This is a genomic window from Bradyrhizobium brasilense (assembly GCF_029714345.1).
Taxonomy (GTDB): Bacteria; Pseudomonadota; Alphaproteobacteria; order Rhizobiales; family Xanthobacteraceae; genus Bradyrhizobium; species Bradyrhizobium australafricanum.
The window spans coordinates 8,045,757-8,071,147 of sequence record NZ_CP121669.1 but is presented as its reverse complement, the minus strand read 5'-3'; the positions used below and the strand labels follow the sequence as shown (position 1 = coordinate 8,071,147).

At 65.1% G+C, this 25,391-nt stretch carries 28 protein-coding genes and 1 pseudogene; 20 read left to right on the top strand and 9 right to left on the bottom strand.

Annotated features, from left to right (window positions below):
* The first annotated feature begins 73 nt into the window (after window positions 1-73).
* Window positions 74-550, top strand: a complete 477-nt coding sequence (locus QA635_RS37295) for a hypothetical protein (RefSeq protein ID WP_283064835.1) — start codon at window positions 74-76, stop codon at window positions 548-550.
* Between the two features lie 416 nt (window positions 551-966).
* Complete coding sequence (locus QA635_RS37290; protein WP_283064833.1) at window positions 967-1,242, top strand: hypothetical protein; 276 nt, start codon at window positions 967-969, stop codon at window positions 1,240-1,242.
* Between the two features lie 184 nt (window positions 1,243-1,426).
* Here QA635_RS37290 and QA635_RS37285 read toward each other — a convergent pair whose 3' ends face one another.
* Entirely contained in the window at window positions 1,427-2,071 is a 645-nt protein-coding gene (locus QA635_RS37285; protein ID WP_283064832.1) for a glutathione binding-like protein, read from the bottom strand.
* A 93-nt stretch (window positions 2,072-2,164) separates the two neighbouring features.
* Here QA635_RS37285 and QA635_RS37280 point away from each other — a divergent pair, with 93 nt between their 5' ends.
* Together QA635_RS37280 and QA635_RS37275 are read left to right on the top strand one after the other, a co-directional pair.
* A complete protein-coding gene (locus tag QA635_RS37280; protein WP_283064831.1) occupies window positions 2,165-2,824 on the top strand; it encodes a TetR/AcrR family transcriptional regulator in 660 nt (219 codons plus the stop codon).
* 90 nt (window positions 2,825-2,914) lie between these two features.
* Window positions 2,915-3,568 carry a dihydrofolate reductase family protein gene (locus tag QA635_RS37275; protein WP_283064829.1) on the top strand — a complete coding sequence of 218 codons (654 nt, stop codon included), beginning with the start codon at window positions 2,915-2,917 and terminating at the stop codon, window positions 3,566-3,568.
* A gap of 229 nt (window positions 3,569-3,797) precedes the next feature.
* Here QA635_RS37275 and QA635_RS37270 read toward each other — a convergent pair whose 3' ends face one another.
* Entirely contained in the window at window positions 3,798-4,763 is a 966-nt protein-coding gene (locus QA635_RS37270; protein WP_283064828.1) for a 2-hydroxyacid dehydrogenase, read from the bottom strand.
* A gap of 513 nt (window positions 4,764-5,276) precedes the next feature.
* Here QA635_RS37270 and QA635_RS37265 point away from each other — a divergent pair.
* From QA635_RS37265 to QA635_RS37240, 6 genes are all read left to right on the top strand, one after another.
* A complete protein-coding gene (locus QA635_RS37265) occupies window positions 5,277-5,645 on the top strand; it encodes a YciI family protein (protein ID WP_028332829.1) in 369 nt (122 codons plus the stop codon).
* Complete coding sequence (locus QA635_RS37260) at window positions 5,642-6,922, top strand: RNA polymerase sigma factor (RefSeq protein WP_283064824.1); 1,281 nt, start codon at window positions 5,642-5,644, stop codon at window positions 6,920-6,922. The genes QA635_RS37265 and QA635_RS37260 overlap by 4 nt, the downstream gene beginning before the upstream one ends.
* 196 nt (window positions 6,923-7,118) lie before the next feature.
* Window positions 7,119-8,636, top strand: a complete 1,518-nt coding sequence (locus tag QA635_RS37255) for an arylsulfatase B (protein WP_283064823.1) — start codon at window positions 7,119-7,121, stop codon at window positions 8,634-8,636.
* A 200-nt stretch (window positions 8,637-8,836) separates the two neighbouring features.
* Window positions 8,837-9,247, top strand: coding sequence for a DoxX family protein (locus QA635_RS37250; protein ID WP_283064822.1), 411 nt, complete (start codon window positions 8,837-8,839; stop codon window positions 9,245-9,247).
* A 33-nt stretch (window positions 9,248-9,280) separates the two neighbouring features.
* Window positions 9,281-9,817, top strand: a complete 537-nt coding sequence (locus QA635_RS37245; protein ID WP_283064820.1) for an SRPBCC family protein — start codon at window positions 9,281-9,283, stop codon at window positions 9,815-9,817.
* A gap of 118 nt (window positions 9,818-9,935) precedes the next feature.
* Window positions 9,936-10,346, top strand: a complete 411-nt coding sequence (locus QA635_RS37240) for a VOC family protein (protein ID WP_225163972.1) — start codon at window positions 9,936-9,938, stop codon at window positions 10,344-10,346.
* A 166-nt stretch (window positions 10,347-10,512) separates the two neighbouring features.
* On the opposite strand, the gene QA635_RS37235 is transcribed toward QA635_RS37240, so the two are convergent.
* The 4 genes and pseudogenes from QA635_RS37235 to cobT all read right to left on the bottom strand — a co-directional run bounded on the left by QA635_RS37235 (window position 10,513) and on the right by cobT (window position 13,763).
* Window positions 10,513-11,445, bottom strand: a complete 933-nt coding sequence (locus tag QA635_RS37235) for an IS110 family RNA-guided transposase (RefSeq protein ID WP_283064566.1) — start codon at window positions 11,443-11,445, stop codon at window positions 10,513-10,515.
* A 304-nt stretch (window positions 11,446-11,749) separates the two neighbouring features.
* Window positions 11,750-12,172 carry a S49 family peptidase domain-containing protein gene (locus QA635_RS37230; protein WP_283064817.1) on the bottom strand — a complete coding sequence of 141 codons (423 nt, stop codon included), beginning with the start codon at window positions 12,170-12,172 and terminating at the stop codon, window positions 11,750-11,752.
* A gap of 113 nt (window positions 12,173-12,285) precedes the next feature.
* Window positions 12,286-12,572: pseudogene (locus QA635_RS37225) on the bottom strand (hypothetical protein).
* Window positions 12,573-12,749: 177 nt separating this feature from the next.
* Complete coding sequence (cobT, locus tag QA635_RS37220; RefSeq protein ID WP_283064815.1) at window positions 12,750-13,763, bottom strand: nicotinate-nucleotide--dimethylbenzimidazole phosphoribosyltransferase; 1,014 nt, start codon at window positions 13,761-13,763, stop codon at window positions 12,750-12,752.
* A 178-nt stretch (window positions 13,764-13,941) separates the two neighbouring features.
* Between cobT and cobS the strand changes: the two genes are divergently transcribed.
* Together cobS and QA635_RS37210 are read left to right on the top strand one after the other, a co-directional pair.
* Window positions 13,942-14,694 (top strand): adenosylcobinamide-GDP ribazoletransferase, encoded by a 753-nt coding sequence (gene cobS, locus QA635_RS37215; protein WP_283064814.1) that lies wholly within the window; start codon window positions 13,942-13,944, stop codon window positions 14,692-14,694.
* Between the two features lie 70 nt (window positions 14,695-14,764).
* Window positions 14,765-15,331 (top strand): histidine phosphatase family protein, encoded by a 567-nt coding sequence (locus tag QA635_RS37210; RefSeq protein ID WP_283064812.1) that lies wholly within the window; start codon window positions 14,765-14,767, stop codon window positions 15,329-15,331.
* Between the two features lie 156 nt (window positions 15,332-15,487).
* On the opposite strand, the gene QA635_RS37205 is transcribed toward QA635_RS37210, so the two are convergent.
* Together QA635_RS37205 and QA635_RS37200 are read right to left on the bottom strand one after the other, a co-directional pair.
* Complete coding sequence (locus tag QA635_RS37205; protein WP_283064811.1) at window positions 15,488-16,276, bottom strand: SDR family NAD(P)-dependent oxidoreductase; 789 nt, start codon at window positions 16,274-16,276, stop codon at window positions 15,488-15,490.
* A 317-nt stretch (window positions 16,277-16,593) separates the two neighbouring features.
* Window positions 16,594-18,264: a methyl-accepting chemotaxis protein gene (locus QA635_RS37200; protein WP_283064809.1), complete on the bottom strand. Its 1,671-nt coding sequence runs from the start codon at window positions 18,262-18,264 to the stop codon at window positions 16,594-16,596.
* Window positions 18,265-18,784: 520 nt separating this feature from the next.
* Between QA635_RS37200 and QA635_RS37195 the strand changes: the two genes are divergently transcribed.
* The 8 genes from QA635_RS37195 to QA635_RS37160 all read left to right on the top strand — a co-directional run bounded on the left by QA635_RS37195 (window position 18,785) and on the right by QA635_RS37160 (window position 24,075).
* Window positions 18,785-19,456: a glutathione S-transferase family protein gene (locus tag QA635_RS37195; protein ID WP_283064807.1), complete on the top strand. Its 672-nt coding sequence runs from the start codon at window positions 18,785-18,787 to the stop codon at window positions 19,454-19,456.
* A 145-nt stretch (window positions 19,457-19,601) separates the two neighbouring features.
* Window positions 19,602-19,973 (top strand): nuclear transport factor 2 family protein, encoded by a 372-nt coding sequence (locus QA635_RS37190; RefSeq protein WP_283064806.1) that lies wholly within the window; start codon window positions 19,602-19,604, stop codon window positions 19,971-19,973.
* Window positions 19,974-20,107: 134 nt separating this feature from the next.
* On the top strand, window positions 20,108-20,524 hold the full coding sequence (locus QA635_RS37185) for a YciI family protein (protein WP_283064805.1): 417 nt from the start codon (window positions 20,108-20,110) through the stop codon (window positions 20,522-20,524).
* A gap of 155 nt (window positions 20,525-20,679) precedes the next feature.
* Window positions 20,680-21,105: a YciI family protein gene (locus QA635_RS37180; RefSeq protein WP_092087574.1), complete on the top strand. Its 426-nt coding sequence runs from the start codon at window positions 20,680-20,682 to the stop codon at window positions 21,103-21,105.
* 91 nt (window positions 21,106-21,196) lie between these two features.
* Window positions 21,197-21,562 carry a YciI family protein gene (locus tag QA635_RS37175; RefSeq protein ID WP_028341377.1) on the top strand — a complete coding sequence of 122 codons (366 nt, stop codon included), beginning with the start codon at window positions 21,197-21,199 and terminating at the stop codon, window positions 21,560-21,562.
* Between the two features lie 271 nt (window positions 21,563-21,833).
* Entirely contained in the window at window positions 21,834-22,535 is a 702-nt protein-coding gene (locus tag QA635_RS37170) for a TetR/AcrR family transcriptional regulator (RefSeq protein WP_092087570.1), read from the top strand.
* A 130-nt stretch (window positions 22,536-22,665) separates the two neighbouring features.
* Entirely contained in the window at window positions 22,666-23,157 is a 492-nt protein-coding gene (locus tag QA635_RS37165) for a DUF2852 domain-containing protein (protein ID WP_076827785.1), read from the top strand.
* Between the two features lie 153 nt (window positions 23,158-23,310).
* Window positions 23,311-24,075, top strand: coding sequence for a serine acetyltransferase domain-containing protein (locus QA635_RS37160; protein WP_283064801.1), 765 nt, complete (start codon window positions 23,311-23,313; stop codon window positions 24,073-24,075).
* 231 nt (window positions 24,076-24,306) lie between these two features.
* Here the strand turns inward: QA635_RS37160 and QA635_RS37155 are convergent, their stop codons facing one another.
* Window positions 24,307-25,380 carry a tartrate dehydrogenase gene (locus QA635_RS37155; RefSeq protein ID WP_283064800.1) on the bottom strand — a complete coding sequence of 358 codons (1,074 nt, stop codon included), beginning with the start codon at window positions 25,378-25,380 and terminating at the stop codon, window positions 24,307-24,309.
* Window positions 25,381-25,391: the final 11 nt, after the last annotated feature.

Below are 25,391 nucleotides of genomic sequence, written 5' to 3'. Positions count from 1 at the left end.
TTGCGCGTCTCGAAGAGGGCTGATTTATGCTGGTCGGCGATTGCAACCTCACCGCGTCCGCCGGATCCATTACATGCCAATTGAACGTTCTACAGCCGTAGTGCTGGCAGGCCTCTTGCTCGCGACCGCTCTCATCCTTGCCCAGCCCGCGGCTGCGCAGAGCAGCGCAGACCATTCCGCAAAATGGGGGCCGCTGTTTCGCTCTCAGGTCACCAAGTGTTGGCGTAAACCTGCCCCCGTTGGGGACGAGGCAGCGAACATAAAGTTGGTTCTCGAGATCAGGCTGACGCGCGAGGGCTCGCTGGCGGAGCAACCGTCGGTGTCGTCGCAGAACAGTCCGGCCGTGTCAGACTACTCCCAAGCCTATCGCAAGAGCGCGCTGCAAGCGATCACGCTATGCCAGCCATATTCCTTGCCGGCCGAATACTACGATGAATGGAAATACTTCATGCCGGTGTTTCTAGAGATGCCGTCCCCTCCCGGCGGGAAGGGGAAGCCTGCAGCCGGGGAGCTCGATAAGCGCAAGCTTTCGATTTGCCGGGGATGCTGACCGCAAGACATGTCTCTCGTAGCCCGGATGAAGCGAAGCGAAATCCGGGGTGGTCTCTCCTGTGGCAAGATCGATCCCGGATTGCGCTTCGCTTCATCCGCGTTACGGCGCGTTTGTGCCGGCTCGTCGAAAACGATTGCGAGTCCCGATGAGGGGCGGTTTATTCTGGTCCGCGTTGCAACCTCACCGCGTCTGCCGGACCTCATTACATGCCAAATAAACGTTCTGCCGCCGTTGCGCTCGCAGGCTTCCTCCTCGCGACCGTCTTCATAGCCGTTGCTATCCAGCCAAGCGCAGCGAGGAATGAAATGCGCGGGGCCGATACTTGGGGGGCGATGTTCAGACATCAGCTCGAGAGGTGTTGGAGGAGACCTCCACGCGTCGGAAGCGATGCAGCAAGTGTAAGGGTTGAGTTCATGATCGAGCTGACGCGAGAGGGCAGGCTCGATGGGCAACCTGTGGTGTTGCCAGGGAGCAAGCCGGCCACATCAGACTATGCTCAGGCTTATCAAAACAGCGCGCTGCGAGCGATCACTGAATGCCAGCCGTACACGTTGCCGGCGGAATACTACGATCAATGGAAGAAATTCCAGCCGGTCTTCATGGACGCGCCGCCTCCAGCCACACGAAAGGGGGAGCCTGCGGATGAACTCTCCAACACCCGCAAGCTTTCGATTTGCCGAGGATGCTGACCGCGGCACCCCTTCACCTCGCCCCGCTTGCGGGGAGAGGTCGGTCGCATCGCAAGATGCGATCCGGGTGAGGGGGTACAGGTCTCACCGCGTTCGCAACTCGCGGAAGCGGCCCCTCACCCCAACCCTCTCCCCGTAAGAACGGGGAGAGGGAGAGAAGACCGTGCCTCCGTCGTAAGAAACCTTACGCTGCAGCCTTGTGCCGCGCGATCTCGGCCTTGTAGAGTTCGAACTCCTCGGCGATCGCCTTCGCAACCGAGGGACGGGCGCGCAGGCGTTCGTAATAGGCCTTCAGCGCCGGCCATTTCGCGAGCTCGATCGGCGGCGTCGCCATGGTCCAGTTGATGACGGTGACGAGATAGGCGTCGGCGACGCTGAAATGATCGAGCAGATAGTCGCGGCCCTTCAGGTGGTCTTCGAGATAGTCGAGCCGCGAGACGTATTTCTCCACGGCATAGGTCTTGGCTTCCGGCGGCGCCTTCTTGTCGAGCAGCGGCAGGAACAGGCCTTTGTGCAGCTCAGTGCCGATGAAGCACAGCCATTGATGCAACTTTGAACGCTCGGCGTTCGATACGGTGCCGATGCCGGCGCGCGGAAACTGGTCGGCGACATATTGCAGGATCGCGGCGTTTTCGGTCAGCACGATGCCGTCGTCGGTGCGCAGCGTCGGCACCAGGCCGAGCGGGTTGACCTTGTTGAAGTCGGAGCCGTCGTTGCGCACCGCCTTGGTCTTCGGGTCGACCTCGAGATAGTTGGCCGGCTGGCCCGCTTCATAGAGCGCGACGCGGGTCGCCATCGAGCAGGCGAGGGGCGAGAAATAAAGGTCCATGGGTGCCTCCGGTGTCTGGCGCGGGTGTCCGGCCGTTGTTGATTTTTGTACTGTCTTGGATAATATTGGTGGCGTCAAGGAATTAAATGCGAAATGGTACAAAAAAGTAAGAGGCCGCCGTCTGCTGCCAAAATCGTGGCGCCGGTCACCCCGAAGCGCCGCGGGCGGCCGCGCGCCTATGAGCCCGATGTCGCGCTCGGCAAGGCGCTGGATCTGTTCCGGCGCGACGGCTTTGCCGCGACCTCGCTCGATGATTTGAGCGCCGCGACCGGCATGAACCGGCCGAGCCTCTATGGCGCGTTCGGCGACAAGCGCGAGCTCTACATCAAGAGCTACCAGCGCTATCGCGACGACGCGCGCGCCGCGATGGTCGATATCTTCCGCGCCGACGCGCCGCTGCGCGAGCGGCTCGAGCGCATCTATCGCATCGCGCTCGACATCTATCTTTCCGGCGAGTCCGGTCCGCGCGGTTGCTTCACCGTGATGACGGCGGCGTCGGAGGCGGTGTCGGATCCGGACATCCGCACCATGGTGGTCGAGGGACTGACCGAGCTCGACAAGGCATTCGGCATCTGCTTCCGCCATGCCAAGGAGCGCGGCGAACTGCCTGAGGGGACCGATCCGGCGTCGCTGGCGCATCTCGCCTCCGCCACCATCCACACCATCGCGATCCGCGCCCGTGCCCGCGTGCCGCGCAAGGAGCTCGAGGCGATCGTGAAGGGTGCGATCGACGTGCTGTGCGGGGCGAAATAGCCGTCCAAATTTTCTTACCGGGCAAATGTCGGGCGCTGGCTTTCCCGCCCGTCTTCCGTAAGGTCTCCCCACTCACGGAAGCGGAACATCATGGGAAAAGTCAGGACTTCAGTATTCACGGTCTCGATCGACGGATTTGGCGCGGCGCTGAATCAGAGCCTCGAACATCCGTTCGGCGTCGGCGGCCTGGCGCTGCCCGCCGCCTGGTTCTTCGAGACGCGAACCTTTCGCGCGATGACCGGCCAGGACGGCGGCACCACCGGGCTCGACGACGAGATCGCGCGCAGGTCGATGGAGGGGATCGGCGCCTGGATCATGGGCCGCAACATGTTCGGTCCGATCCGTGGGCCGTGGCCGGATCATGCCTGGAAAGGCTGGTGGGGCGACAATCCGCCGTACCACACGCCTGTCTTTGTGCTGACGCATCATGCGCGGCCCGATCTTCCGATGGCGGGCGACACCACGTTTCATTTCGTCACCGACGGCATGCTTGCTGCGCTGGAGCGGGCGCGCGCGGTTGCCGGCGACAAGGACATCCGCGTCGGCGGCGGCGTCTCGGTGGTGCGGCAATTCCTGCAGGCGCGTTTGCTCGACGAACTGCAACTGGTGCTGCCGTCGGTCGTGCTCGGTGCCGGCGAGAGCTTGTTCGCGGGCATCGACCTGCTCGCGCTCGGCTATGGCGTGGTCTCGCATGTCGCGAGCCCGAACGCCACCCACGTCACCTTCGCGCGCAAGACGTCCTAGTCAGCCGTGCATCTTGTCCGTCATTGCGAGCGAAGCGAAGCAATCCATGTCTTCGCATACGCGGTACGATGGATTGCTTCGTCGCTTCGCTCCTCGCAATGACGCTCGATCGCGATTCCGCAATCGCCGCTTTCGTAGCCCGGATGGAGCGTAGCGCAATCCGGGAGCGGTTTGCCCAGCGCAAAGAACCCCGGATTTCGCTTCGCTGCATCCGGGCTACGCGCTGGCGTCAATATCCCCGCTTCCGATCGACGAGGTTTTCCAGCGCGCCGCCGGCCTCGAAGCGCGCGATCTGCTGCGCGACATATTTCGAGATCTCGTCGGCGTCGGTGTCGGCGGCGTTGTGCGGCGTCAGCACCACCTTCGGGTGGCTCCAGAACGGGCTCGCCTCGGGCAGCGGCTCAGTCTCGAAGACGTCGAGCGAGGCGGCACCCAACGTGCCGTCATCGAGCGCGCGCAGGATGTCGGCCTCGTTCTGCAGGCCGCCGCGGCCGGCATTGATGATGACGGGCGCGCCGAGCGGGCTCTCGCGGTTCAGCTTCGCGAACGCGTCGCGGTTCAGCACGTGCCTTGTGTCCGGCGTCAGCGGCAGCAGGCAGACCAGGATGTTGGTCTCGCGCAGGAATGCGTCGAGCCCGTCCGCGCCGTGATAGCAGGCGATGCCGTCGATCCGTTTCTCGCTTCGGCTCCAGCCGACGACGCGAAAGCCGAGCGCGCGCAGGGCCTGCGCCGAGGCGGCGCCGAGCGTGCCGAGCCCCATGACGCCGACGGTGATCGCGCTCGCCGCCCATTGATAGTCCGGCGCCCAGCGCTTCACCCGTTGCGACTCGCGCAAATAGAGCTCCTGGCGGTGATGCATCAGCACATGCAGCACGACATATTCGGTCATGCGGTCGGTGAGATCAGTGACCGCAACCCGCACCAGCGGCACGTCCGGCAGCGAGCGATCGGCCATCAGCGCGTCGACCCCGGCGCCGAGATTGAAGATGACGCGCAGGTTCTTGAATGCCGCGAGCTCGCCCGGCTTCGGCTTCCACACGGCGGCGTAATGTACCTCGGCGGGATCGAGCGCGCCGTCCGGCAGCAGCACCACGCGGCGGTCCGGGCAGACCGCGTCGAACCGCGCCTTCCAGCGCGCCGACGACCAGTTTTCCGAGCCGCCATTGATCAGCAGCGCGAGCGCGCCCTTACCCATCCCGATACCTCCAACGTCAATGTGACGCATGTCACAGAACGGGTCCGGCCCGCTCCCATCTCCTGCCATCAACCGGGGAGAACTTCCATGCGCAAACTGATCCGGTGTCGGCTTTCATCCTCGCCGCCGGCGCCACGGCCCGCGCCCGTGCTCGCAAACGCTGACACGCCGGCTCAGGCGCAACCGGCCGTTGCTCCAACGCGGGGCGAGGCCCGGTCGGCCCAGGCGCAACCGTGCAATCCCCGCGGCAGCAGGCGTCCCGTCCGGTGACGAGGAGCCACGTCCGCCATCGCGAGAGCAACGAAGCCAAGACGCGCCGGATCGCCGCCCGCTACGGCGTCTATTGGTAACCGCACGTTCATCGTCGCCGCGACAACGTCCCGTCCGTCGAAGCGCGCCATGGAGCCGCGATCAAAATCCACCGTCGGCATCCGGAACCTAAATTTCTTTCGCGCCCCCTGTCGGCAGCGGGCATAATCGTTCGTTCTTGCAATGAACGGAGATGCCTTTTCGATGCTGTACGCCATCCTCTGCTATCATGACGAAGACATGGTCGGCTCCTGGAGCAAGGAACACGACGCCTCCGTCATGCAGAAACTGTCCGTCGTGCAGGACAAGCTCGCCAAGCAGGGCAAGCTCGGCCCGGTGGCGCGGCTGTTGCCGACCACCGCGGCGACCACGCTGCGCAAGGAAAACCCGCCGCTGGTGCTGGACGGCCCGTTCGCCGAAACCAAGGAGCAGCTGCTCGGCTTCTATCTGGTCGAGGGCAAGAACCTCGACGAGGTGCTCGATATCGCGCGCGACCTCGGCGAGGCCAATCCCGGCGGCACCTATGAGATCCGCCCGGTCGGCTACTTCAATCAGGGGGGTACCAAGGCGTGAGCGTGACCGACACCGCCTGGATCGATGCTGCGTTGACGTCCGCGCGTCCCCAGGCGGTCGGCGCATTGCTGCGCTACTTCCGCAATCTCGACACCGCCGAGGAGGCGTTCCAGAACGCCTGCCTGCGGGCGCTCAAGAGCTGGCCGCAGAACGGCCCGCCGCGCGATCCCGCGGCGTGGCTGATCATGGTCGGCCGCAACGTCGCGATCGATGAGGTCCGTCGCAACAAGAAGCAGCAGCCGCTGCCCGAGGACGACCAGGCGATCTCCGACCTCGACGACGCCGAGGACGAGATCGCCGAGCGGCTCGACGGCTCGCATTACCGCGACGACATCCTGCGGCTGCTGTTCATCTGCTGTCACAAGGATCTGCCGGCGACGCAGCAGATCGCGCTCGCGCTGCGCATCGTCTCAGGTCTCACGGTGAAGCAGATCGCGCGCGCCTTCCTGGTCTCGGAAGCGGCGATGGAGCAGCGCATCACGCGGGCCAAGGCGCGCGTCGCCGATGCCAACGTGCCGTTCGAGACGCCGGGCGCGGTCGAGCGCAGCGAGCGGCTCGCCTCGGTCGCGGCGATGATCTATCTGATCTTCAACGAGGGCTATTCGGCGAGCGGCGACACCGCCGAAATCCGCGCGCCGCTGTGCGAGGAGGCGATTCGCCTCGCCCGCCTGCTGCTGCGGCTGTTCCAGAGCGAGCCCGAGATCATGGGGCTGACCGCGCTGCTGTTGTTGCAGCACGCCCGCGCCGAGGCGCGCTTCGACGCCGACGGCCAGGTGATCCTGCTCGACGATCAGGACCGCAGCCTGTGGAATCAGAAGCAGATCGCCGAGGGCCTCGCGCTGATCGACAAGGCGATGCGCCACCGCCGCAGCGGGCCGTATCAGGTGCAGGCGGCGATCGCCGCGCTGCACGCCCGTGCGGAAAAGCCCGAGGATACCGACTGGACCCAGATCGATCTGCTGTACGGCGCGCTCGAGGTCATGCAGCCGTCGCCGGTGATCACGCTCAACCGCGCCGTCGCGGTCTCCAAGGTTAAGGGGCCGGAAGCCGCGCTCGAGATGATCGAGCCCTTGGCGCCGCGGCTTGCCAATTACTTCCATTATTTCGGCGTCCGCGGCGCCTTCCTGATGCAACTCGGCCGCAACGAGGAGGCCCGCATCGCCTTCGACCGCGCCATCGCGCTCGCCAACACCACCGCCGAAGCCGCCCACATCCGCATGCATATCGACCGCCTGATGCGCGACAGCCAGCCGCGCAACGCGAAGGCGGGGAAATAGTCGTCCAGGTCGTCGCGCGGCCGTCATGCGCGGCCTGAGCCCGTATCGCTTCCTCCGAAAGCGGTGCTTCCCTCGAAGCCCCGATTGCCGCCCGGCGTCGAAACGACGCCGGCTGTCGCCATTGCCTGCTTCCCTGCGGCGCACCTCCGCAGTAGCCTGCGTGAATTGCACACAAAACCATTGCCCGGAGAATGAAATGATTGATCGCCCGCTCGATGAATCGGCGCATTCAGCGCAAGGCAGTCGCCAAATGAATCGCCGCGATCTGCTGTTGAACGGCAGCTCGGTCCTGGCCATGCTTGCGTTGGCGTCGATTGCGCCTGCGAACCTCACGTCTGCCGCCGCGCAATCGACCGCGCCGCGCCCCCACATCGTTTACATCGTCGCGGACGACCTCGGATGGAAGGACGTCGGATTTCACGGCTCCGACATCAAGACCCCAAATATCGACAAGCTTGCGCAGGACGGGGCCCGGCTCGAGCAATTTTACGTCCAGCCGATGTGCACCCCCACCCGCGCAGCATTGATGACCGGCCGTTATCCGTGCCGCTACGGCCTGCAAACCCTGGTCATTCCGACGCCCGCCAAATACGGCTTGCCGACCGATGAATGGCTGCTGCCGCAGGCCCTGAAGGAAGCAGGCTACAGGACCGCCATGGTCGGCAAGTGGCACCTTGGGCACGCCGACCGCAAGTTCTGGCCGCGTCAACGCGGGTTCGATTACCACTATGGATCGATGGTGGGCGAGGTCGATTACTTCACCCATTCATCGGCAAATGTGCGCGACTGGTATCGTAACGACAAGCCGGTGAATGAGCCGGGCTACGTCACTCAATTGTGGGGTGCGGATGCAGTCGCGCAAATCGACGCTCACGATCCAAAGACACCGTTGTTTCTCTACTTGGCCTTTACCGCTCCGCACTCGCCTTACCAGGCTCCCAAAGACTATATCGACAGGTACCGGCATATCGAAGATCCAACGAGGCGCACCTACGCGGCAATGATCACGTGCATGGACGACGAGATCGGCAAGCTGGTCTCGGCGCTCGAAGGGAAGAAGATGCGCGAGAACACCTTGATCGTCTTCATGAGCGACAACGGCGGCAACCAGACCGCGCTCCTTGCCGGAGATGCGGACGTGTCGAAGCTGAAGCTGCCAGCCGATAACGGTCCGTACCGCGGCGGAAAAGGCATGTTGTACGAAGGCGGGACCCGCGTCGCCGCGTTCGCGAACTGGCCGGGGCAGATCAGTGCCGGCGAGGTGAGGGAGATGATGCACGTCGTCGACATGTTCCCCACGCTCGCCGGCCTCGCCGGCGTCGACCTCGCCAAGCCAGGCAAGGGAAAGTCGCTCGATGGGCTGGATGTCTGGGCCACCGTCAGCAAAGGCGCCCCCTCACCCAGGCACGAGGTTGTCTACAACATCGAGCCGTTCCGCGGCGGCGTACGCGTAGGTGACTGGAAGCTGATCTGGCGGACGCCACTTCCTTCGGCGGTCGAGCTGTACAATATCCCGCAAGACCCGTCGGAAAAAACCAATTTGGTCGAAAGCAATCCGCAGAAGGTCAGGGAGTTGCAGTCCCGCATCGAACAGCTCGCCAGGGAGAGCGCGAAGTCTCTGTTTCTTGCCGACGCGTTCGCGGCGGTCAAAGGGGCGGCTCACGGGCCGCCTTCGCTGCCCAGCGAGGAAGCCTTTTTCACGCAAGGTGACTGAGGGCGAGGGGCTGCGGGGCTGCCCTCGTTGAAGGGGAAAACCTCATTGGATCTGGCCGGATGCCCGTGATTCAAGCTCCCGCACCGGGAGCTTCGATCATGCATTGCGACGACATCCAAAAATCTTCATCGGGGTTGTCGGCCCCGCATTCCGCCGTTCGTCTTGATGACAGAGCATCACCAAGCGTTACGGAGCCTGTCATGCCGACGATCGTCGACACCGAAGTCTCAAAGCCCGCCCGCATCACCGGCCGCGTCATGAGCGGCGTGGTCGTCCTGTTCCTGCTGTTCGACGGCGCGATCAAGCTGGTGCCGTTGTCGGTCGTCACCGAGACCATGGACAGGATGGGCTTCGGCGCGAGCGATGCGCTGGCGCGCAGCCTCGGCATCATCACCATCGTCTGTACGCTGCTCTACTCGGTGCCGCCGACCTCGATCCTCGGCGCCATCCTGCTCACCGGCTATCTCGGCGGCGCGATCGCATCGCATGTGCGGATCGGCAGTCCGCTGTTCACCCACACGCTGTTCGGGCTCTATCTCGGCCTGATGCTGTGGGGCGGGCTCTATCTGCGCGACGGCGATCTGCGCGCAATGCTTCCATTTCGCCGGTGAGGTATTGTTCAATCCATCCTTGTGGAGACTGTCATGTTGGAGACCATTATCATCATCGCGATCGTCCTCGGCGTCGCGATCGCCGTCATCCTCGTCCTCGCGGCGACCAAGCCGGGCACGCTCCGCGTCACGCGTGCGATCAGCATCAACGCGCCGGCCGAGCGGATCTTTCCATTGATCGACGATTTCCATCAGTGGACGCTCTGGTCGCCCTACGAGAACCGGGATCCGGCCATGAAGCGTATCTATGGCGGCGCCGGGCGCGGGCAGGGTGCGGCCTATGCCTGGGACGGCAACAAGAATGTCGGCGCCGGCCGCATGGAGATCCTGCAATCCTCCGCGCCGTCGAAGATCGTCATCAAGCTCGACTTCATCAAGCCGTTCGAAGGCCACAACACCGCCGAGTTCACAATGCTGCCGCAGGGAAATGCGACCAGCGTCACATGGACCATGTATGGTCCGGCCGTCTTCATGTCGAAGGTGATGCAGGTGTTCATGAACCTGGATCGCATGATCGGCAGGGATTTCGAGGCCGGTCTCGCCAATCTGAAGAAACTGACTGAGAAGTAGCGCGTTTTCGAACGAGGTGGTTACCGGTTCGTGTCAGGAAAACGCGTCAAGATAACAATCCGGAGCCCTCGTTCCGATACCATCGGGACGAGGCTCGAATGACCCAAGGGAGCATGCGATGCAAGTCAACCCCTATCTCTCCTACGACGGCAATTGCGGCGCCGCGCTGAAATTCTACGAGAAGGTTCTCGGCGCCCGGATCGAGGAAACCTTCCCCTATGGCGAGGGCAGTGCGGAGATGCAGACGCCGCCCGGCTGGAAAGACAAGATCATGCACGCTCGTCTCACGATCGACGGCGAGATCATCATGGCCTCCGACGCCCCGCCCGGCCACTTCCAGAAGCCGCAGGGCTTCCACGTCGCGTTGCAGGTCGAGGATCCCGCGGAGGCCGAACGCCGCTTCAAGGCGCTGTCCGAGGGCGGCACGGTGACGATGCCGTTCGGCAAGACCTTCTTCTCCAACGGCTTCGGCATGTGCGTCGATCAGTTCGGCATCCCCTGGATGGTGAACTGCCCGCAGGGGATGTAGGCTGGCGGCTTATTCCGCCGAGCTCATTCCCTACCCGTCATGCTGAGGAGACCGCGGAGCGGCCGTCTCGAAGCACGACGGCCCGGCTGTGGCCGTGCATCCTTCGAGGCTCGCCCAGCGGTGCAAGTGCACCGCAAGGCTCGCACCTCAGCGACTGTGTTCTTCGTCAAGCGGATTGCCATGGTTTTTGGTCCCTGAGCATGGCGTTGAGGGTTGTGAGGACTTTGCGTGCAACGGCGATGAGGGCGACCATCTTGGGCTTTCCAGCGGTCACCAGGCGTCGGTAGAAGACCTTGAGCTGCGGATGGTATCGGCTGGCCGACAGGGCGGCCATGTAGAGCCCGGCGCGCAGCTTGGCCCTTCCACCGCCGATCATGCTCTTGCCCTTCCAGCGGCCCGACTGGCGGGTGAACGGGGCAAGACCGGCGAGGCTCGCAATCTGACGCCGATTGAGCGTGCCGAGCTCGGGCACCTCGGCGAGGAAGGTCCGTGCGAGGGTGTTGCTCACGCCAGGAAAGCTGACCAGCAACTCCTCCTTGGCGCGCCAGACTGGCGAGCCGCGCACCAGCGTGTCGATGTCGTTGTCGATCTCCGGCAGCTCCTTCTCGAGGACCTTGATATGGCGGGCAAGGCTCTTGCGGACGCGGACGTTCTCGGCCCGCTTCTCGCGCTGACGCTCGGCAACGATCATCTCGATGATCTGCCGTCGGCGGCTGACCAGTTCGGCCAGCAGCCGGGCTTCCTGATCCGGCATCGCACGCGGCTCCGGCTGCACCGCCTCGACAAACCGCGCGATGACCGCCGCATCGATCGGGTCCGTCTTGGCGCGCTGGCCAACCGCCTGCGCGAAGTGCCGGATCTGGGCCGGGTTGACCACCACCAGCGGCAGCCGGGCGCCGGCCAGCGCCGCAGCAACGATCGTCTCGAAGCCGCCGGTTGCCTCCACCGCAATCAGCGCCGGCGAGATCGCCTGCAAGCGCGCAACGAGCTCTTCCAGGCCTTTGCCGTCACGCGCCACGGCAAAGGCTTCTCCGCTCGGACGGACATGCACGTCCAGTCGGTCCTTCGACACATCAATGCCAACGTAGATCGCGTCCATCTGCACCCATCCTTGCGCAACCGGGCTCGCCAGGCGGCCCTCGCGACTGTTCGGGTTCAATGGAACAACGGACGGGGCGCCGCGCTGAGGTCCGGGCTTCAAAGCCCTGGGATGAAGCGGTCTCCCGTCCGTTACCGCACCGGACACTCTATCCGATCCAGTGCGTCGTGGCTTACAAGGATGACGGATGGGAGCCGTAGCCCGGATGGAGCGCAGCGAAATCCGGGGCACCCAATCCGCGCCGGTAGTCCCCCGGATTGAGCTTCGCTTCATCCGGGCTACGACACTTTACAAGCTGCAAATCTCACCTGCACCGCGGATAGATCGCCGCGAGCTCGCGGCCGCGCAACAATAGCAGGCGCGAGGTCAGGCCGCCGCGGCGGGCGATCCAGCCGCGCACCGGTGCCGGATAGGCTTGCAGCACCGCCACGGACGCTTCCGGCTCTGCATAGGTGCGGCCGCGCTGGTCGATCGAGCGCGCGGCGTGGAAGCCGAGCACGGCGCGCCGCGTCACGCAGATGCGGTCGCCCGGGACCATCGAGAGCACCAGGGTGCAGGCCGACAGGCAGGGCCCGTCGATCACGACGCGCTCGCCCGATTCGCGCACCTTGTCGAACAGCTCGATGAACGGGCCGACCTGCCCGCCGGGGCTGGCGAGGATACGAACATCGGCTTGCGCGCAGCTAACCGTTGCGAAGAAAGCTGACGCCGCGACAAGTATTTTCATGCGCGCAATCCCTGCCACGATGCGATCGAGATGCCGCCGCACCTCAAGCCGGAAGGCTCGCGCCGGAATGGGGCATCGTCAAGACCGATGTCCCGGTCGCGACAACACGTGGCTCAGGCCGCGCGGTTCTTGAGCGCCCCCACGATCGCAGTGAGCACGGCGCCGGCAACGCCGCCGCCGGCGACCTGGCCGATGATGCTGCCGATGTCAGGCGTCGCGCCGGAATTGGCGAGCAGCGGGATCAGCATGCCCGCTGTCCGCCCGCGCCGCCGCCGATGGCGCCTGCGATGGTGTTACCGAGCGTGCCGAGATCGATGTTCTTGGCCGCTCCCGCCGCGACATTGCCGCCGACGGCTCCGCTGATGACCTGAATGATCAGATTGATGAGAACGCCCGACATGAGGTGATTTCTCCCCGGTATCTGGTTCAGCACGGCTGAGACGCCGGCCGGCGTCCCACCGCCGCGAAGGTTAGGCCTCCAGCGCGCAGAGGTCATGCTGCACACGCGAAGATTGTCGACCCGCGCCGACGCTATGCACCGGCTTTTTTGAGGGAACCCTCCGGCTCTCCGGGAGCCTCAGTCCGCGCCGGAGACGCCGGCCTCGGCAAAGGTCGCCATGCCGCCATGACAGGCGAGTGCCGCGCGCAACAGCAGGATCGCAACCCCCGCGCCGGAGCCTTCGCCGAGCCGCATGTTAAGGTCGAGCAAGGGGGCGAGCTCGAGTTCGCGCAGCAATTCGCGGTGGCCGAGCTCGGCCGACACATGTCCGGCGCGGCAATGCGCGAGGCTGTCGGGTTGAAGCCGCGCCAGCGGCAGCACCGCCGCTGTCGCCACGAAGCCGTCGAGCAGCACCGGAATGCAGCGTGCGCGCGCCGCCAGCACGGCGCCCGCGATCGCCGCCAGCTCGCGTCCGCCGAGCGACATTGCGGTGGCGAGCGGATCGTCGATCGCGCCGCGATGCAGCTTGAGCGCCGCATCGATCGTGGTGCGCTTGCGTATCAGCCCGGCATCGTCGACGCCGGTGCCGCGGCCGGCCCAGCGCACTCCGCGCCCGCCCATCAAGGCGGCGCACAGCGTCGCGGCGACCGTGGTGTTGGCGATGCCCATCTCGCCGACCACGAGCAAATCGCATTGCTCGGGCACCGTGCGCCAGCCGGTATCGAGCGCGACGAGGAAATCGGCGGCGTCCATCGCCGGTCCGGTCGTGAAATCGCGGGTCGGGCGCGCCAGCTCGAGCGGCTCGACGCGCAGCTCGGCGCCGGCAAGCCCCGCGATCTGGTTGATCGCAGCGCCGCCGGCGGCGAAGTTCGCCACCATCTGCGCGGTGACCTCGGAGGGATAGGCTGAAACGCCGCGCTCGGCGATGCCGTGATTACCGGCGAACACGGCGATCGTGACGTGGTCGAGCCGGGGCATCTCACGCCGCTGCCAGCGCGCCAGCCAGATCGCAACCTCCTCCAGGCGGCCGAGGCTTCCCGGCGGCTTGGTCAGGTTCTGCTGGCGCTGCGTGGCGGCCGCGGCACTGGCCTCGTCGCCCTGCGGCAGGTCGCGACAAAAGCCGCGGATGTCGTCTAGAGTACTGAACTGCATGCGATTCCCTCGTCGAGCGGGCCGCAAGCTAATGCATGATCCGGAAACGTGTGAAGCGGTTTTCCCTCGCGACAAATGCGTAGCATTTGCGCGGAGATCATGCCCTAACAAGAAGCTAAAGCGCGATCAGATCGAGCCCGATCTCGTCGCGCTTTAGCCCAATTTCCAGGCCTTCACCATGAATCAATGGCTCGACGATCTCCGGACCACGACCGCCTTCCTGACCCGCCTGCCGATGCCGCATCCGGACGGCGCGCGGACGGAGAGCTTTGCGCGGGCGCAGCGGCTGTTTCCCCTGGTCGGGGCCGCCATCGGGGCGGCGATTGGCCTGTTTTGCCTGCTGCTGCGGGCGATCGGTGTGCCGGATCTCGCCGCCGCGGCGCTCGCGCTCGGCGGCGGTGCGCTGCTCACCGGCGCGCTGCATGAGGACGGGCTCGCCGATGTCGCCGACGGGTTCGGCGGCGGCCGCGATGTCGCGACCAAGCTCGAGATCATGCGTGACAGCCGGCTCGGCACTTACGGCGCGCTGGCGCTGGTGGTGAGCTTTGCCGCCAAGCTCGCGGCTCTCGCGGCAATTCCGAATGGTTTCGTGGTGCAGAGCCTGATCGCGGCGCACGCGCTGGGCCGCGGCGTGCTGCCATGGATTGCGATCAGCCAGCCTTACGCGCGCAAGGACGGGCTCGCCGCCAATGCCGGAAGGCCTGATGGGACCATTGCCGTGGTCGCGGCCGGCATCGCACTGCTGATCGCAATCCTCGCCTTGCCGTTCAGCAGCGCGCTGCTGGCGGCGATTGCCGCCGCTGTGAGCGCGCTGGTCATGGCGCTCGTGGCAAAGCGGCAGATCGGCGGCCAGACCGGCGATGTGCTTGGCGGTGCGGAGCAGGTCGCGGAAACCGCGATCCTGGTACTGCTCGCGGCGCGGTTAGGTTAGAGCGTTTTCGAGCGAAGTGGAGACCGGTTCGCGTGAAGAAAACGCGTCAAAATGAAAGCGTAAGCAGAACATGAATCGCGAAACGCGTTTCTGGCTGATCCGTCATGCGCCGGTGGACGGTCCGCGCGGCGTGATCCACGCGCCGGATGCGCCCGCCGACCTCGGCGATGCCGCGGCATTCGCGTCGTTGCAGGCGAGGCTGCCGGCCCACGCTCGCGCGGTCTGCAGTCCGGCGCGGCGCACCCGCGAGACCGCAGCAAAGCTCGGCCTGACTGCAACGGAGGACGACGCCTTTCGCGAGCAGGATTTTGGCGATTGGACCGGCCGGCGTCACAGCGAGATCGAAGCCGAGCTCGGCGCGGCCTATCGCGCGTTCTGGCAGTCGCCGGGCAGCAACCGGCCGCCGCGCGGCGAAAGCTTTGCCGATCAGATCGCGCGGGCGCGGGCAGGGCTCGCGCGTCTGTCGGCCGGCGACGTCGTGCTGGTCGTGCATTCCGGTACCATCCGCGCGATCCTTGCGATCGCGCTCGAGCTTGCGCCGGAGCTCGCGCTGCGCTTCGTCATCGATCCGCTGTCATTGACGCGGATCGACCGGCTGCCGAATGCCTGGCGCGTGGTCGCGGTGAACGAGCGCTAATTTAGCCACTCAGCGGCACTAGCAATTCCGTCACCCTGAGGAGCGCGTAGCGCGTCTCGAAGGGTCGACGGCCACCAGCGGGGCTGTCCATCCTTCGAGACGGCCGCTTCGCGGCCTCCTCAGGATGACGGAGATGGAGTGAGTGTATCGCTGAGTCTACCCATTCCGTCGCGCGCCGCGCAGGGTCGGCAGACCGATGCCGGCGGCGTCGAAGCCGCCGTCGACGGCGAGGATCTGGCCGGTGATGTAGCTGGCGCGATCCGAGCACAGGAAGAAGATCGCTTCCGCCAGCTCCTCCTCCAGCCCATAGCGGTTGAGCGGGATGGCGTCGTGATAGTCGGCGCGGATTTCCGGCGTGTGGACGGCCTTGGCCATCGCGGTCTCGACCGGCCCGGGCGCGACGCCGTTGACGCGGATGCCGAGCGAGGCGAGTTCGACCGCGAGCTGCTTGGTGAGATGCGCAAGGCCGGCCTTGCTGGTGCCGTAGGCCGAGCGCAGCGTCGAGGCGCGCACCGCCGAGATCGAGGTGATGTTGACGATCGCACCGCCGCCATGCTCGCGCATCACAGGCGCGGCCGCCTTGGTGCACAGGAACGGGCCGGTGAGGTTGACCGCCATGATCCGGCTCCAGTCGGCGTCCGAGGTCTCCAGCACCGGCGTGAACACGGCAATGCCGGCATTGTTGACCAGCGCGTCGAGCCGGCCGAAGCGGTCCGTGATCGCAGAGATCGCGGCTGCCACGCCGGTGGCGTCCGATACGTCGCAGGTCAGCGCCAGCGTGTCGTCGGGCCGCTTCAGCGCCGCGACCGCCGCGCGCAGCAATTCACCCTCGATGTCGAGCAGCGCGACGCGCCAGCCGTCGGCGAGAAAGCGTTTCGCCGCGGCAAGCCCGATGCCACGCGCGGCGCCGGTCACAAGTGCGACTTTGGGGGAAGCGGGATTCATCGGATGGTCCATCGGTTTGGGCAGGAAATCCCGACCGTCTGCGACCTTTACCTGGTGATGTCAACCTGAGAGGCGCTCAACTGGCTCGGCCGTCATTGCGAGGAGCGATAGCGACGAAGCAATCCATTCTTCCCGTGTGGCGAGGTGGATTGCTTCGCGGAGCCTGTTATCGGGCGCGCTTTCGCGCGACCCGTTGGCTCGCAATGACATGGGTGCGACGGCCGTTCTATACTCTTTCAACATGGGAAGAAGGCGCGTCTCGAAGGATGCACGGCCCCCAGCCCGGGCCGCCCATCCTTCGAGGATCGCACCGTGGCTTACGCTGCGAGTTCGGCAGAGGCGCGCTGCATGTTGGTGGACATGTCCTGCGTGACGATGCTCTGCTCCTCGACCGCGGCGGCGGTGGAGGTGATGTATTCGTTGACGCCGGCGATCGCCGCCTTGATCTCGGACAGCGAGCTCACCACTTCGGCGGCGATCGAGTTCAGCGCGTCGATTTCCGAGGAGATCGTGTCGGTCGCCTGCTTGGCCTGATTGGCGAGGCTCTTCACCTCGGAGGCAACCACCGCGAAGCCGCGGCCGGCTTCGCCCGCACGCGCCGACTCGATCGTGGCGTTGAGCGCCAGCAGGTTGATCTGCCCGGTGATGCTCGAGATCATCTCGACGATGCCGCTCATCGCCTGAGCTGCGGCATTGAGCTTCTGCGCCTGTCCGTCGGCAGCCTCGACCCGACCGGTGGCGACCGCGGCGTTCTGCTTCGACTTGGTCATGGTTTCCGAGATCTCGCGGATCGAGGCGCTCATCTCCTCGCTGCCGGCGGCGACCGCCTCGATCAGGCCGCGCGCGCTGTCTGCCTTCTTGCGGCCGATCGCCTGCGCGGTGATGTCGGTGGCGTACTTCACCACCTTGTACGGCTTGCCGTTGAGATCGAGGATCGGGTTGTAGGAGGCCTGGATCCAGATCTCGCGGCCGCCCTTGGCGATGCGCTTGTATTCGGCGGCCTGAAATTCGCCACGGTTCAGCGCCCCCCAGAACTCGCGGTAGCCGGCCGCGCTCGCCTCAGCGGGCTCGACAAACATGCTGTGATGCTTGCCCTGGATATCGGCAAGCGAATAGCCCATCGCGGCGAGGAAGTTCGGGTTCGCGGTGCGGATCGTGCCATCCATGTTGAACTCGATCACCGCCTGCGACTTGCCGATCGCATCGATCTGGCCGTCATTGTCGGCGGTTTTCACCTTCTGCTGCGTGACGTCGGTGGCGAACTTGACGACCTTGAACGGCTTGCCGCGGTCGTCGAGGATCGGGTTGTAGGTGGCGAGGATCCAGATTTCCTTGCCGCCCTTGCCGAGCCGCTTGAATTCGCCGGCCTCGAACGCGCCCCGGTTCAGCCGCGCCCAGAAATCGCGATAGGCCACGCTGTCGCGATCGGCGGGCGGCACGAACATGCTGTGGTGCTTGCCCTGGATCTCGGCGAGCGAATAGCCCATTGCGCCGAGGAAGTTCTCGTTGGCCTTGACGATGGTGCCGTCCATGTCGAACTCGATTACCGCCTGCGCCCGGCCGATCGCGGCGATCTTGCCGGCATCCTCCATGCTGTGGATCTTCTGCGCGGTGATATCGGTGGCGAACTTGATCACGCCGACCGGCTTGCCACCCTTGTCCAGGATCGGGTTGTAGGAGGCCTGGATCCAGATCTCGCGGCCGCCCTTGGCGATGCGCCTGTACTGCGCGGCCTGGAATACGCCGCGGTTCAAGTCGGCCCAGAACGCGCGATAGTCCTGGCTGTCGCGCGTGGCCGGATCGACGAACATGCTGTGGTGCTTGCCCTTGATCTCGTCGAGCGTATAGCCCATCGCATTGAGGAAGTTCTCGTTGGCGTCGACGATGGTACCGTCGAGCTTGAACTCGATCACCGCCTGCGATTTGCCGATCGCGGCAGTCTGCGCCAGCGCATTCTCGATCTTGGCCTTGTTGCTGAAACTGAACATCAGGGCTCCGTGAAGGTTCAAATGAAAGGGATGGGGAAAAGCGGATCGCGGCAACTCACGGAAAGGTTGCAGCGAGCCGTTTAGCATCGGTAAAGCCTGTTGCTCGTGCGCGCCTGGCATGAATTGCATAACGCCAAGTTCCGCGCATGCATCCGCTTCAATTCGCAAAGGTTTTTTTCAGAGTGCACGTTATCATCCACCGGCAGCACGCGATGTTCACCGTAATCATACGGACGAAAATCGATGATGACTTTCGTCTGATGCGGGTGATTGAAGCGCGTCTACTTCAGCGATGCTGATGGACCTATTACGAAGCCTGATATTGCCGGCCGCTTTTCACCGATCGATGCAGCGATTTGATTCGCGTCCTCGATGAATGTGCGTCGCGTTCGATGCTTGGGTTTCCACGCCCGCCGACCGCAATAAAGTATCGCCATACGAAAAAAATATCGCCGCACGAGATGTCGGAAGGGCGGTCCCGGGCTCGTCCTCCGGTCACTCATTCCATGATGGAGTTCCGATGTCGCTTACCCTGCATTACCACCCGCTGTCCTCGTTCTGCTGGAAGGCGCTGATTGCGCTCTATGAGAACGGCACGCCATTCACGCCGAACATGGTCAATCTCGGCGATCCTGCCGAGCGCGCGGCGCTGCTCGCGCTGTCGCCGATCGGCCGCTTACCCGTGCTCCGCGACGAGACGCGGGGCGAGACGGTGCCGGAATCGAGCATCGTCATCGAATATCTCGACCGGCATTATCCCGGTGCCGTCAGGCTGATCCCCGAGGACCCGGACCTCGCGCTGCAGACCCGGCTGCGCGATCGTTTCCTCGATCTTTATGTCCACCTGCCGATGCAGAAGGTCGTCGGCGACCGGCTGCGGCCTGCGGACAGCAAGGATCCGCATGGCGTCGCCGAGGCGCGGGCGCAACTCCGCACCTCCTATGCGATCCTGGATCAGCAACTGATCCTGAATCAGCAACGCGCGCGTGGCGGCTGGATGATGGGCGAGCATTTCTCGTTGGCCGATTGCGCGGCCGCGCCGACGATGTTCTACGGCAACAAGGTCGAGCCGTTCGGAGATGGCCATCGACATCTGGCCGCATATCTCGAGCGGCTGACGGCGCGGCCGTCCTTCGCGCGTGTCCTGAAGGAGGCCGAGCCCTATTTCGGCATGTTCCCGCGGGAAACCTGACGCCAGCCGGCCTCCGACCCGGTTCCAAAAAATAAATCGTGGCGGGATGTCGCTTTCGCGCCGCCCCGTTCGTCATCTCCCTGTGGCCCGGGTTTCCGGAGCGCTGGCCGCTCCGGGGGCCCGGGCGATACGTGTGGGAGACGACATGGCTGCAGCTGGCAACAGGGCGGAGATCATCCGCTCCCTCTTCGCCGCCTACCTCGCCAATGACCGCGCGAGCGTCGAGGCGGCGTTCGCGGAGGATTTCCGCTTCTCGACGCCCTATGGCGAGAACATCGACAAGCCGACCTATTTCGCCGAGTGCTGGCGCGACTCCGGCTGGATCGGCCGCCACGAGATCGAGCGCATCATGGTCGGCGGCGTCGAAGCCTTCGTCACCTATCGCTGTGTCGCTCGCGACGGCAAGAGCTTTCGCAACACCGAGTTCTTCGTGTTCGACGGCGACAAGGTGTCGCGCATCGACGTCTATTTCGGCCCGTCGCATCAGGACGGCGAACTTGTCAGGCAGGACCGCTGAGGGCTGTGGCGCGCGATGCAATGACCTCCGAAATAATTTCGCTTGGCCTGTCGGCGTGGCAAGCCCCGCGTCGTCCTTGAGACGAGCACCGGAGATACCGGCAAGGCAGCTGAACAAGACAACGGAGCAGGACGATGAAGTTCATGGTGATCGTGAAGGCGAACAGGGACACCGAGGCCGGCGTGATGCCGAGCACCGAGCTGCTCGCGGCGATGGGCAAGTTCAACGAGGAGATGGTCAAGGCCGGCGTGATGCAGGCCGGCGAGGGGCTGCATCCGACCAGCAAGGGTGCCCGCGTCAAATATGCCGGCGGGCAGAGCATGGTGTCGCGCGGCCCGTTCGGCCTGAGCAGCGATCTGGTCGCCGGCTTTTGGCTGATCGAGACCAAGTCGCTCGATGAAGCGATCGACTGGATGAAGCGCGCTCCGTTCGACGGCGGCTCCGAGATCGAAATCCGCCAGGTGTTTGCCGCGGAGGATTTCGGCGAGGCGCTGACGCCCGAGCTGCGCGAGCGGGGAGAGCGCCTGCGCGCGCAGGTGGGCAAGAAATGACACCCGACGTCATTCCGCGATATCGCGCCGGCGATGCGCCCGGAATACATGATCTCCGTCGCAAGTCGTGGATTCCGGGCCGGCGCCGTGTGGGGCTTCCCGGCATGACGAGGGTGAAGATTGCGAGTGATTCAACAGGCAAGGAAATCCGACCAATGCGTTTCATGATGCTGATGATCCCGCTCGGCTACGAGTCCGCGCCGGCCAAGCTCGAGCTCGACCCCGAACGAGTCGCCGCGATGATGCGGTACAATCAGGCGCTGAAGGACGCCGGCGTGCTGATCACGCTGGAAGGCCTGCATCCGCCGGCTGCCGGCGCGCGCGTCAAGTTCGACACCGGCGTGCCGGTCGTGATCGACGGCCCGTTCACCGAGGCCAAGGAAGTGATCGGCGGCTTCTGGATGATCGAGGTCGCCTCGCGCGCTGAGGCAATCGAATGGGCCAGCAAGTGCCCGGCCACCGCCAACGAGATGATCGAGATCCGCCAGGTGCAGGAGATGGCCGATTTCTCCGAAGAGGTGCAGCAGGCAGCCGCGACCTTCGAGCATCCGCAGGGCGGCTGGGGCAAGGCGCTGCGCTGACACCGCATGATCCAAGTCGCGATGCTGCCGCACGGCGGCATCGCATCACTAACCATCGTCAAACCAGCAACGACCACAACGGAGATGCAATATGAGCACCAACACCTTTCTCGCGGTCTATCTCGGCGGCGGCAGCACCGGCTCGCGGATGGCAGCCTGGAATGCGCTGCCCGAGGCCGAACGGCGCGCCAAGGAGCAGCAGGGCATGGCGGCCTGGGGCGCCTGGGTCGAGAAGCACCACGACGTGATCGTCGAGATGGGCGGACCGCTCGGCAAGACCAAGAAGGTCGGGCAGGGCGGCGTCACCGACATCGCCAATCTGATGACCGGCTTCACCGTGGTGCGCGCGCCCTCGCATGAGGCAGCGGCAAAGCTGTTCGAGAACCACCCGCATTTTTCGATCTTCCCGGGCGAAGCCGTGGAGATCATGCCGGTGCTGCCGATCCCGGGCCGCTGAGGCGGGCCGCAGGCTCCCTGAACCTCTCCCGCCTGCAGGGGGAGGTCGCTGCGCTCGAAGAGCGCCGCGGTGGGGCTCTTTCCACGATGCGACTAGCGGAGAAAGCCCCCAGCCCAACCTCGACAGCGAGCTTCGCTCGTCTAGGACCTCCGCAAGCGGCAGAGAGAGAGAGCGCACCGACCTTGCGGCCGCTTTCGGTCCGTTAATCTTGATTGACGCGTCGCCGCGCCGGTAGTGACCTTTACCGCCGGCTCATGTAAAAGCCGTTCACATGAGCTGGCGCAAGGACCAAGGCCGCGCCGAGCGCGGCTATCATCACGGCAATCTCAAAGAGGCGTTGCTGCAGGCCGCCCTCGACCTGATCTCGAAGAAGGGGCCGGCCGGCTTCACCTTCGCCGATGCTGCGCGGATGGCCGGCGTCAGCCCCGCCGCGCCGTACCGCCACTTCCGCGACCGTGACGAGCTGATCGCCAGCATCGCGCAGCGCGGCTTCGAGCAGTTCGAATCGCTGTTGACGCAGGCCTGGGACGACGGCCGCCCCGACACCGTCACGGCGTTTGAGCGGGTCGGCAAGGCCTATCTCGCCTTCGCCCGCGAGGAGCCCGCGTTCTATTCGGCGATGTTCGAATCCGGCCTGCCGGTCGATTCCAATCCGACCTTGATGGCCGCAAGCGAGCGCGCCTTCGCGATCATCCGCGCCGCTGCCGAACGGCTCGCGGCACTGGCGCCGCCCGGCATGCCGCGTCCGCCGGCGATGATGATGGCGCTGCACATCTGGGCGATGTCGCACGGCGTCGCTTCGCTGTTCGGCCGCGGCGATGCCGCGCGGCGCAAGCTGCCGATGTCGCCGGAGGATCTGCTCGAGGCCGAAGTGCTGATCTATCTGCGCGGCCTCGGCTTCCCGACCGACCGCCGGCCTGGAACCGCGGCCGCCGACGACAAGCCGGCCGGTCCGTGGGGCAAGCCGAAATAAGGTTCAACGGCCAAGCCAAAAATAATCCGAGGGGTGCGTCACCCACGCTGCTTGACTTTCCCAAGGGATCGGCTACCTATGTAAATGTTATTTACATTCACAACGGCGTGATGCCGTGATGGAGAAGGAAATGGCCTACACCGCTGATGTCAATCGCTGGCGCGGCCCCGTCGAAGAGCCCTACCGTCCCTACTTCTACGCGACGCCGTGGCATCCCCTGAAGATCGCCGGGATCATCCTCGGCTTCATGATCTGGTGGCCGATCGGCCTCGCCCTTCTCTTTTTCACACTCGGGAGCAGAAAGATGGCCTGTTGGAGTCACAACGACATGGATCGCTGGCAGAACAAGATGGAGCGGATGCAGGACAAGATGGAGCGGATGAAGAGCCGCATGGAGCGCCGCGGCTTCCCGTTCGGCGGCTTCGGTCCGCCCTCCAGCGGCAACCGCGCCTTCGACGAGTACCGCCAGGATACGCTGCGCCGTCTCGAGGAGGAGCAGGTCGAGTTCAAGAACTTCCTCGATCGCCTGCGTCACGCCAAGGACAAGGAAGAGTTCGACGCCTTCATGGCGCAGCACAAGACCCGTCCGACCCCGCCGACCGACCAGCCGCCGCAGAGCTGATCACGCGAGGCAAGCGCTAGCCTTCAGGCGATGTGCCCCCATAGAACCTGATGGCCCTGAGCCGCCCGTTTGCGATGAGCAAGCGGGCGGTTTGCATTTTGGGATGGTGACGCCCACTCTATCGTTTGGGATCCGGACGATGAGGTGAAGACCATGGCGGGATCAGCGATTGTGACGGCCGGCGAGCTCTGGCTTGCGATCCGGCGCGAGGCGGAGGCGGCGATCGCGGCCGATCCGTTCCTCGAGGCGTCGGCCGCCTTCATCCTCGATCAGGGCGACCTCGGCGGTGCGCTCGCTTTTCTGATCGGCCGGCATATCAGCCGCGCGGAAGGGGATCGCGCGCAGTTCGCGCGGACCGCCCGCGAAGCCTATGCGGCCGAGCCCGTGCTGGTCGATGCCGCGGCCACCGATCTCACGGCCATCGTGCGCCGTGATCCCGCGATCACGGGCTTCCTGCCGCCGCTCCTCAACTTCAAGGGCTTCGTCGCGCTGCAAGCCTGGCGGGTATCGAACTGGCTGTGGCGCGAGGACCGCCCCGACCTTGCGCTCATGATGCAAAGCGCGACGGCGGACCAGTTGCAGATCAGCATTCACCCGTCGGCCCGGATCGGAACCGCTGTTTTCCTCGATCACGGCACCGGCATCATCATCGGCGCGCTGGCCTCGGTCGGCGACGAGGTCACGATTTTGCAGAACGTCACCATCGCGCGGCATCAGGACGATCCGCGCCGCGCGCCGAAGATCGGCTACGGCGTGCTGCTCAGCGCAGGCGCCACCGTGATCGGACATCTCTCGATCGGCGATTTCGCCAGGATCGGCGCCGGCGCGCTGGTGACGACGGATGTGCCCGCCGGCTGCACCGCCGTCGGCGTGCCCGCGCGGCTGACCAATTGCGCGGAGGCGGGGACGTTTTCGTGAGGTGAGCACCCTCTCAGGCTCCTCTCCCCTTGCGGGAGAGGGTTGGGGAGAGGGGTGGCCCCGGGCGTGGTGTCAGAGATTGGATGATGCTGTTGCATCAGCGCGCAGCAGGTGTCGCCGCTCTAACTGGATGCGGAGCAAGTGCGCCCCTCTCCCAACCCTCCCCCGCAAGGGGGGAGGGTTCCCTACTAGCGTGCTCGCCTCACTGCATGATGCGAAGCGACCGCCCCCTCACGCATTCGATCCATGTATCGCGTCGATCACCGCGTCGGTCACTTCCCTGGTCGTCGCCTTGCCGCCGACGTCGGGCGTCAGTACGCCGGCCGCGCACACCTTCTCGACCGCGGCCATCAGGCGCGCCGCGGCGTCCTTCTCGCCGAGATGCTCCAGCATCTGCGCACCGGTCCAGAAGGTCGCGACCGGGTTGGCGATGCCCTTGCCGGTGATGTCGAAGGCCGAGCCGTGGATCGGCTCGAACATCGAGGGGTAACGGCGCTGCGGGTCGATGTTGCCGGTCGGCGCGACGCCGAGGCTGCCGGCCAGCGCGCCGGCGAGGTCGGAGAGAATATCGGCGTGCAGATTGGTCGCGACGATGGTGTCGAGGCTCTTCGGATTGAGCGTCATCCGCACCGTCATGGCGTCGACCAGCATCTTGTCCCAGGTGACGTCGGGGAAGTCCTTCGCCACTTCGGCGGCGATCTCGTCCCACATCACCATGCCGTGGCGCTGCGCGTTCGACTTGGTCACCACGGTGAGGAATTTGCGCGGTCGCGACTGCGCGAGCTGGAACGCATAGCGCATGATCCGTGTCACGCCGACCCGGGTGAAGACAGCGACTTCGGTGCCGACCTCTTCCGGCAGGCCCTTGTGCGCGCGGCCGCCCATGCCGGCATATTCGCCTTCGGAATTCTCGCGCACGATCACCCAGTCGAGATCGCCGACGCCGACATTGCGCAGCGGCGAGGCAACGCCGGGCAGGATCTTGGTCGGCCGCACATTGGCGTATTGGTCAAAGCCCTGGCAGATCGGCAGCCGAAGGCCCCACAGCGTGATGTGGTCGGGCACGTCAGGCGCGCCGACCGCGCAGAAATAGATCGCGTCAAAGTTCTTCAGCTCCGCGAGCCCGTCGGCCGGCATCATCACGCCGTGCTTCTTGTAATAGTCCGAGCCCCAGTCGAAAGTCTTGACGTTGAAGCTGATGTCACCGCTGCGCTTCGCCAGCGCCTCCAGCACGCGGACGCCCGCGGAGATCACTTCGGGGCCGATGCCGTCGGCGGGAATGGCGGCGATGGAATGGGTACGCATGGGATCTCTCC

Bases quoted from the DNA above. Each gene is read 5' to 3' on its own strand.
- QA635_RS37295 (WP_283064835.1), top strand. From the start codon at position 74: ATGCCAATTGAACGTTCTACAGCCGTAGTGCTGGCAGGCCTCTTGCTC.
- QA635_RS37290 (WP_283064833.1), top strand. From the start codon at position 967: ATGATCGAGCTGACGCGAGAGGGCAGGCTCGATGGGCAACCTGTGGTG.
- QA635_RS37285 (WP_283064832.1), bottom strand. From the start codon at position 2,071: ATGGACCTTTATTTCTCGCCCCTCGCCTGCTCGATGGCGACCCGCGTC.
- QA635_RS37280 (WP_283064831.1), top strand. From the start codon at position 2,165: ATGGTACAAAAAAGTAAGAGGCCGCCGTCTGCTGCCAAAATCGTGGCG.
- QA635_RS37275 (WP_283064829.1), top strand. From the start codon at position 2,915: ATGGGAAAAGTCAGGACTTCAGTATTCACGGTCTCGATCGACGGATTT.
- QA635_RS37270 (WP_283064828.1), bottom strand. From the start codon at position 4,763: ATGGGTAAGGGCGCGCTCGCGCTGCTGATCAATGGCGGCTCGGAAAAC.
- QA635_RS37265 (WP_028332829.1), top strand. From the start codon at position 5,277: ATGCTGTACGCCATCCTCTGCTATCATGACGAAGACATGGTCGGCTCC.
- QA635_RS37255 (WP_283064823.1), top strand. From the start codon at position 7,119: ATGATTGATCGCCCGCTCGATGAATCGGCGCATTCAGCGCAAGGCAGT.
- QA635_RS37250 (WP_283064822.1), top strand. From the start codon at position 8,837: ATGCCGACGATCGTCGACACCGAAGTCTCAAAGCCCGCCCGCATCACC.
- QA635_RS37245 (WP_283064820.1), top strand. From the start codon at position 9,281: ATGTTGGAGACCATTATCATCATCGCGATCGTCCTCGGCGTCGCGATC.
- QA635_RS37240 (WP_225163972.1), top strand. From the start codon at position 9,936: ATGCAAGTCAACCCCTATCTCTCCTACGACGGCAATTGCGGCGCCGCG.
- QA635_RS37235 (WP_283064566.1), bottom strand. From the start codon at position 11,445: ATGGACGCGATCTACGTTGGCATTGATGTGTCGAAGGACCGACTGGAC.
- QA635_RS37230 (WP_283064817.1), bottom strand. From the start codon at position 12,172: ATGAAAATACTTGTCGCGGCGTCAGCTTTCTTCGCAACGGTTAGCTGC.
- cobT (WP_283064815.1), bottom strand. From the start codon at position 13,763: ATGCAGTTCAGTACTCTAGACGACATCCGCGGCTTTTGTCGCGACCTG.
- cobS (WP_283064814.1), top strand. From the start codon at position 13,942: ATGAATCAATGGCTCGACGATCTCCGGACCACGACCGCCTTCCTGACC.
- QA635_RS37210 (WP_283064812.1), top strand. From the start codon at position 14,765: ATGAATCGCGAAACGCGTTTCTGGCTGATCCGTCATGCGCCGGTGGAC.
- QA635_RS37205 (WP_283064811.1), bottom strand. From the start codon at position 16,276: ATGAATCCCGCTTCCCCCAAAGTCGCACTTGTGACCGGCGCCGCGCGT.
- QA635_RS37200 (WP_283064809.1), bottom strand. From the start codon at position 18,264: ATGTTCAGTTTCAGCAACAAGGCCAAGATCGAGAATGCGCTGGCGCAG.
- QA635_RS37195 (WP_283064807.1), top strand. From the start codon at position 18,785: ATGTCGCTTACCCTGCATTACCACCCGCTGTCCTCGTTCTGCTGGAAG.
- QA635_RS37190 (WP_283064806.1), top strand. From the start codon at position 19,602: ATGGCTGCAGCTGGCAACAGGGCGGAGATCATCCGCTCCCTCTTCGCC.
- QA635_RS37185 (WP_283064805.1), top strand. From the start codon at position 20,108: ATGAAGTTCATGGTGATCGTGAAGGCGAACAGGGACACCGAGGCCGGC.
- QA635_RS37180 (WP_092087574.1), top strand. From the start codon at position 20,680: ATGCGTTTCATGATGCTGATGATCCCGCTCGGCTACGAGTCCGCGCCG.
- QA635_RS37175 (WP_028341377.1), top strand. From the start codon at position 21,197: ATGAGCACCAACACCTTTCTCGCGGTCTATCTCGGCGGCGGCAGCACC.
- QA635_RS37170 (WP_092087570.1), top strand. From the start codon at position 21,834: ATGAGCTGGCGCAAGGACCAAGGCCGCGCCGAGCGCGGCTATCATCAC.
- QA635_RS37165 (WP_076827785.1), top strand. From the start codon at position 22,666: ATGGCCTACACCGCTGATGTCAATCGCTGGCGCGGCCCCGTCGAAGAG.
- QA635_RS37160 (WP_283064801.1), top strand. From the start codon at position 23,311: ATGGCGGGATCAGCGATTGTGACGGCCGGCGAGCTCTGGCTTGCGATC.
- QA635_RS37155 (WP_283064800.1), bottom strand. From the start codon at position 25,380: ATGCGTACCCATTCCATCGCCGCCATTCCCGCCGACGGCATCGGCCCC.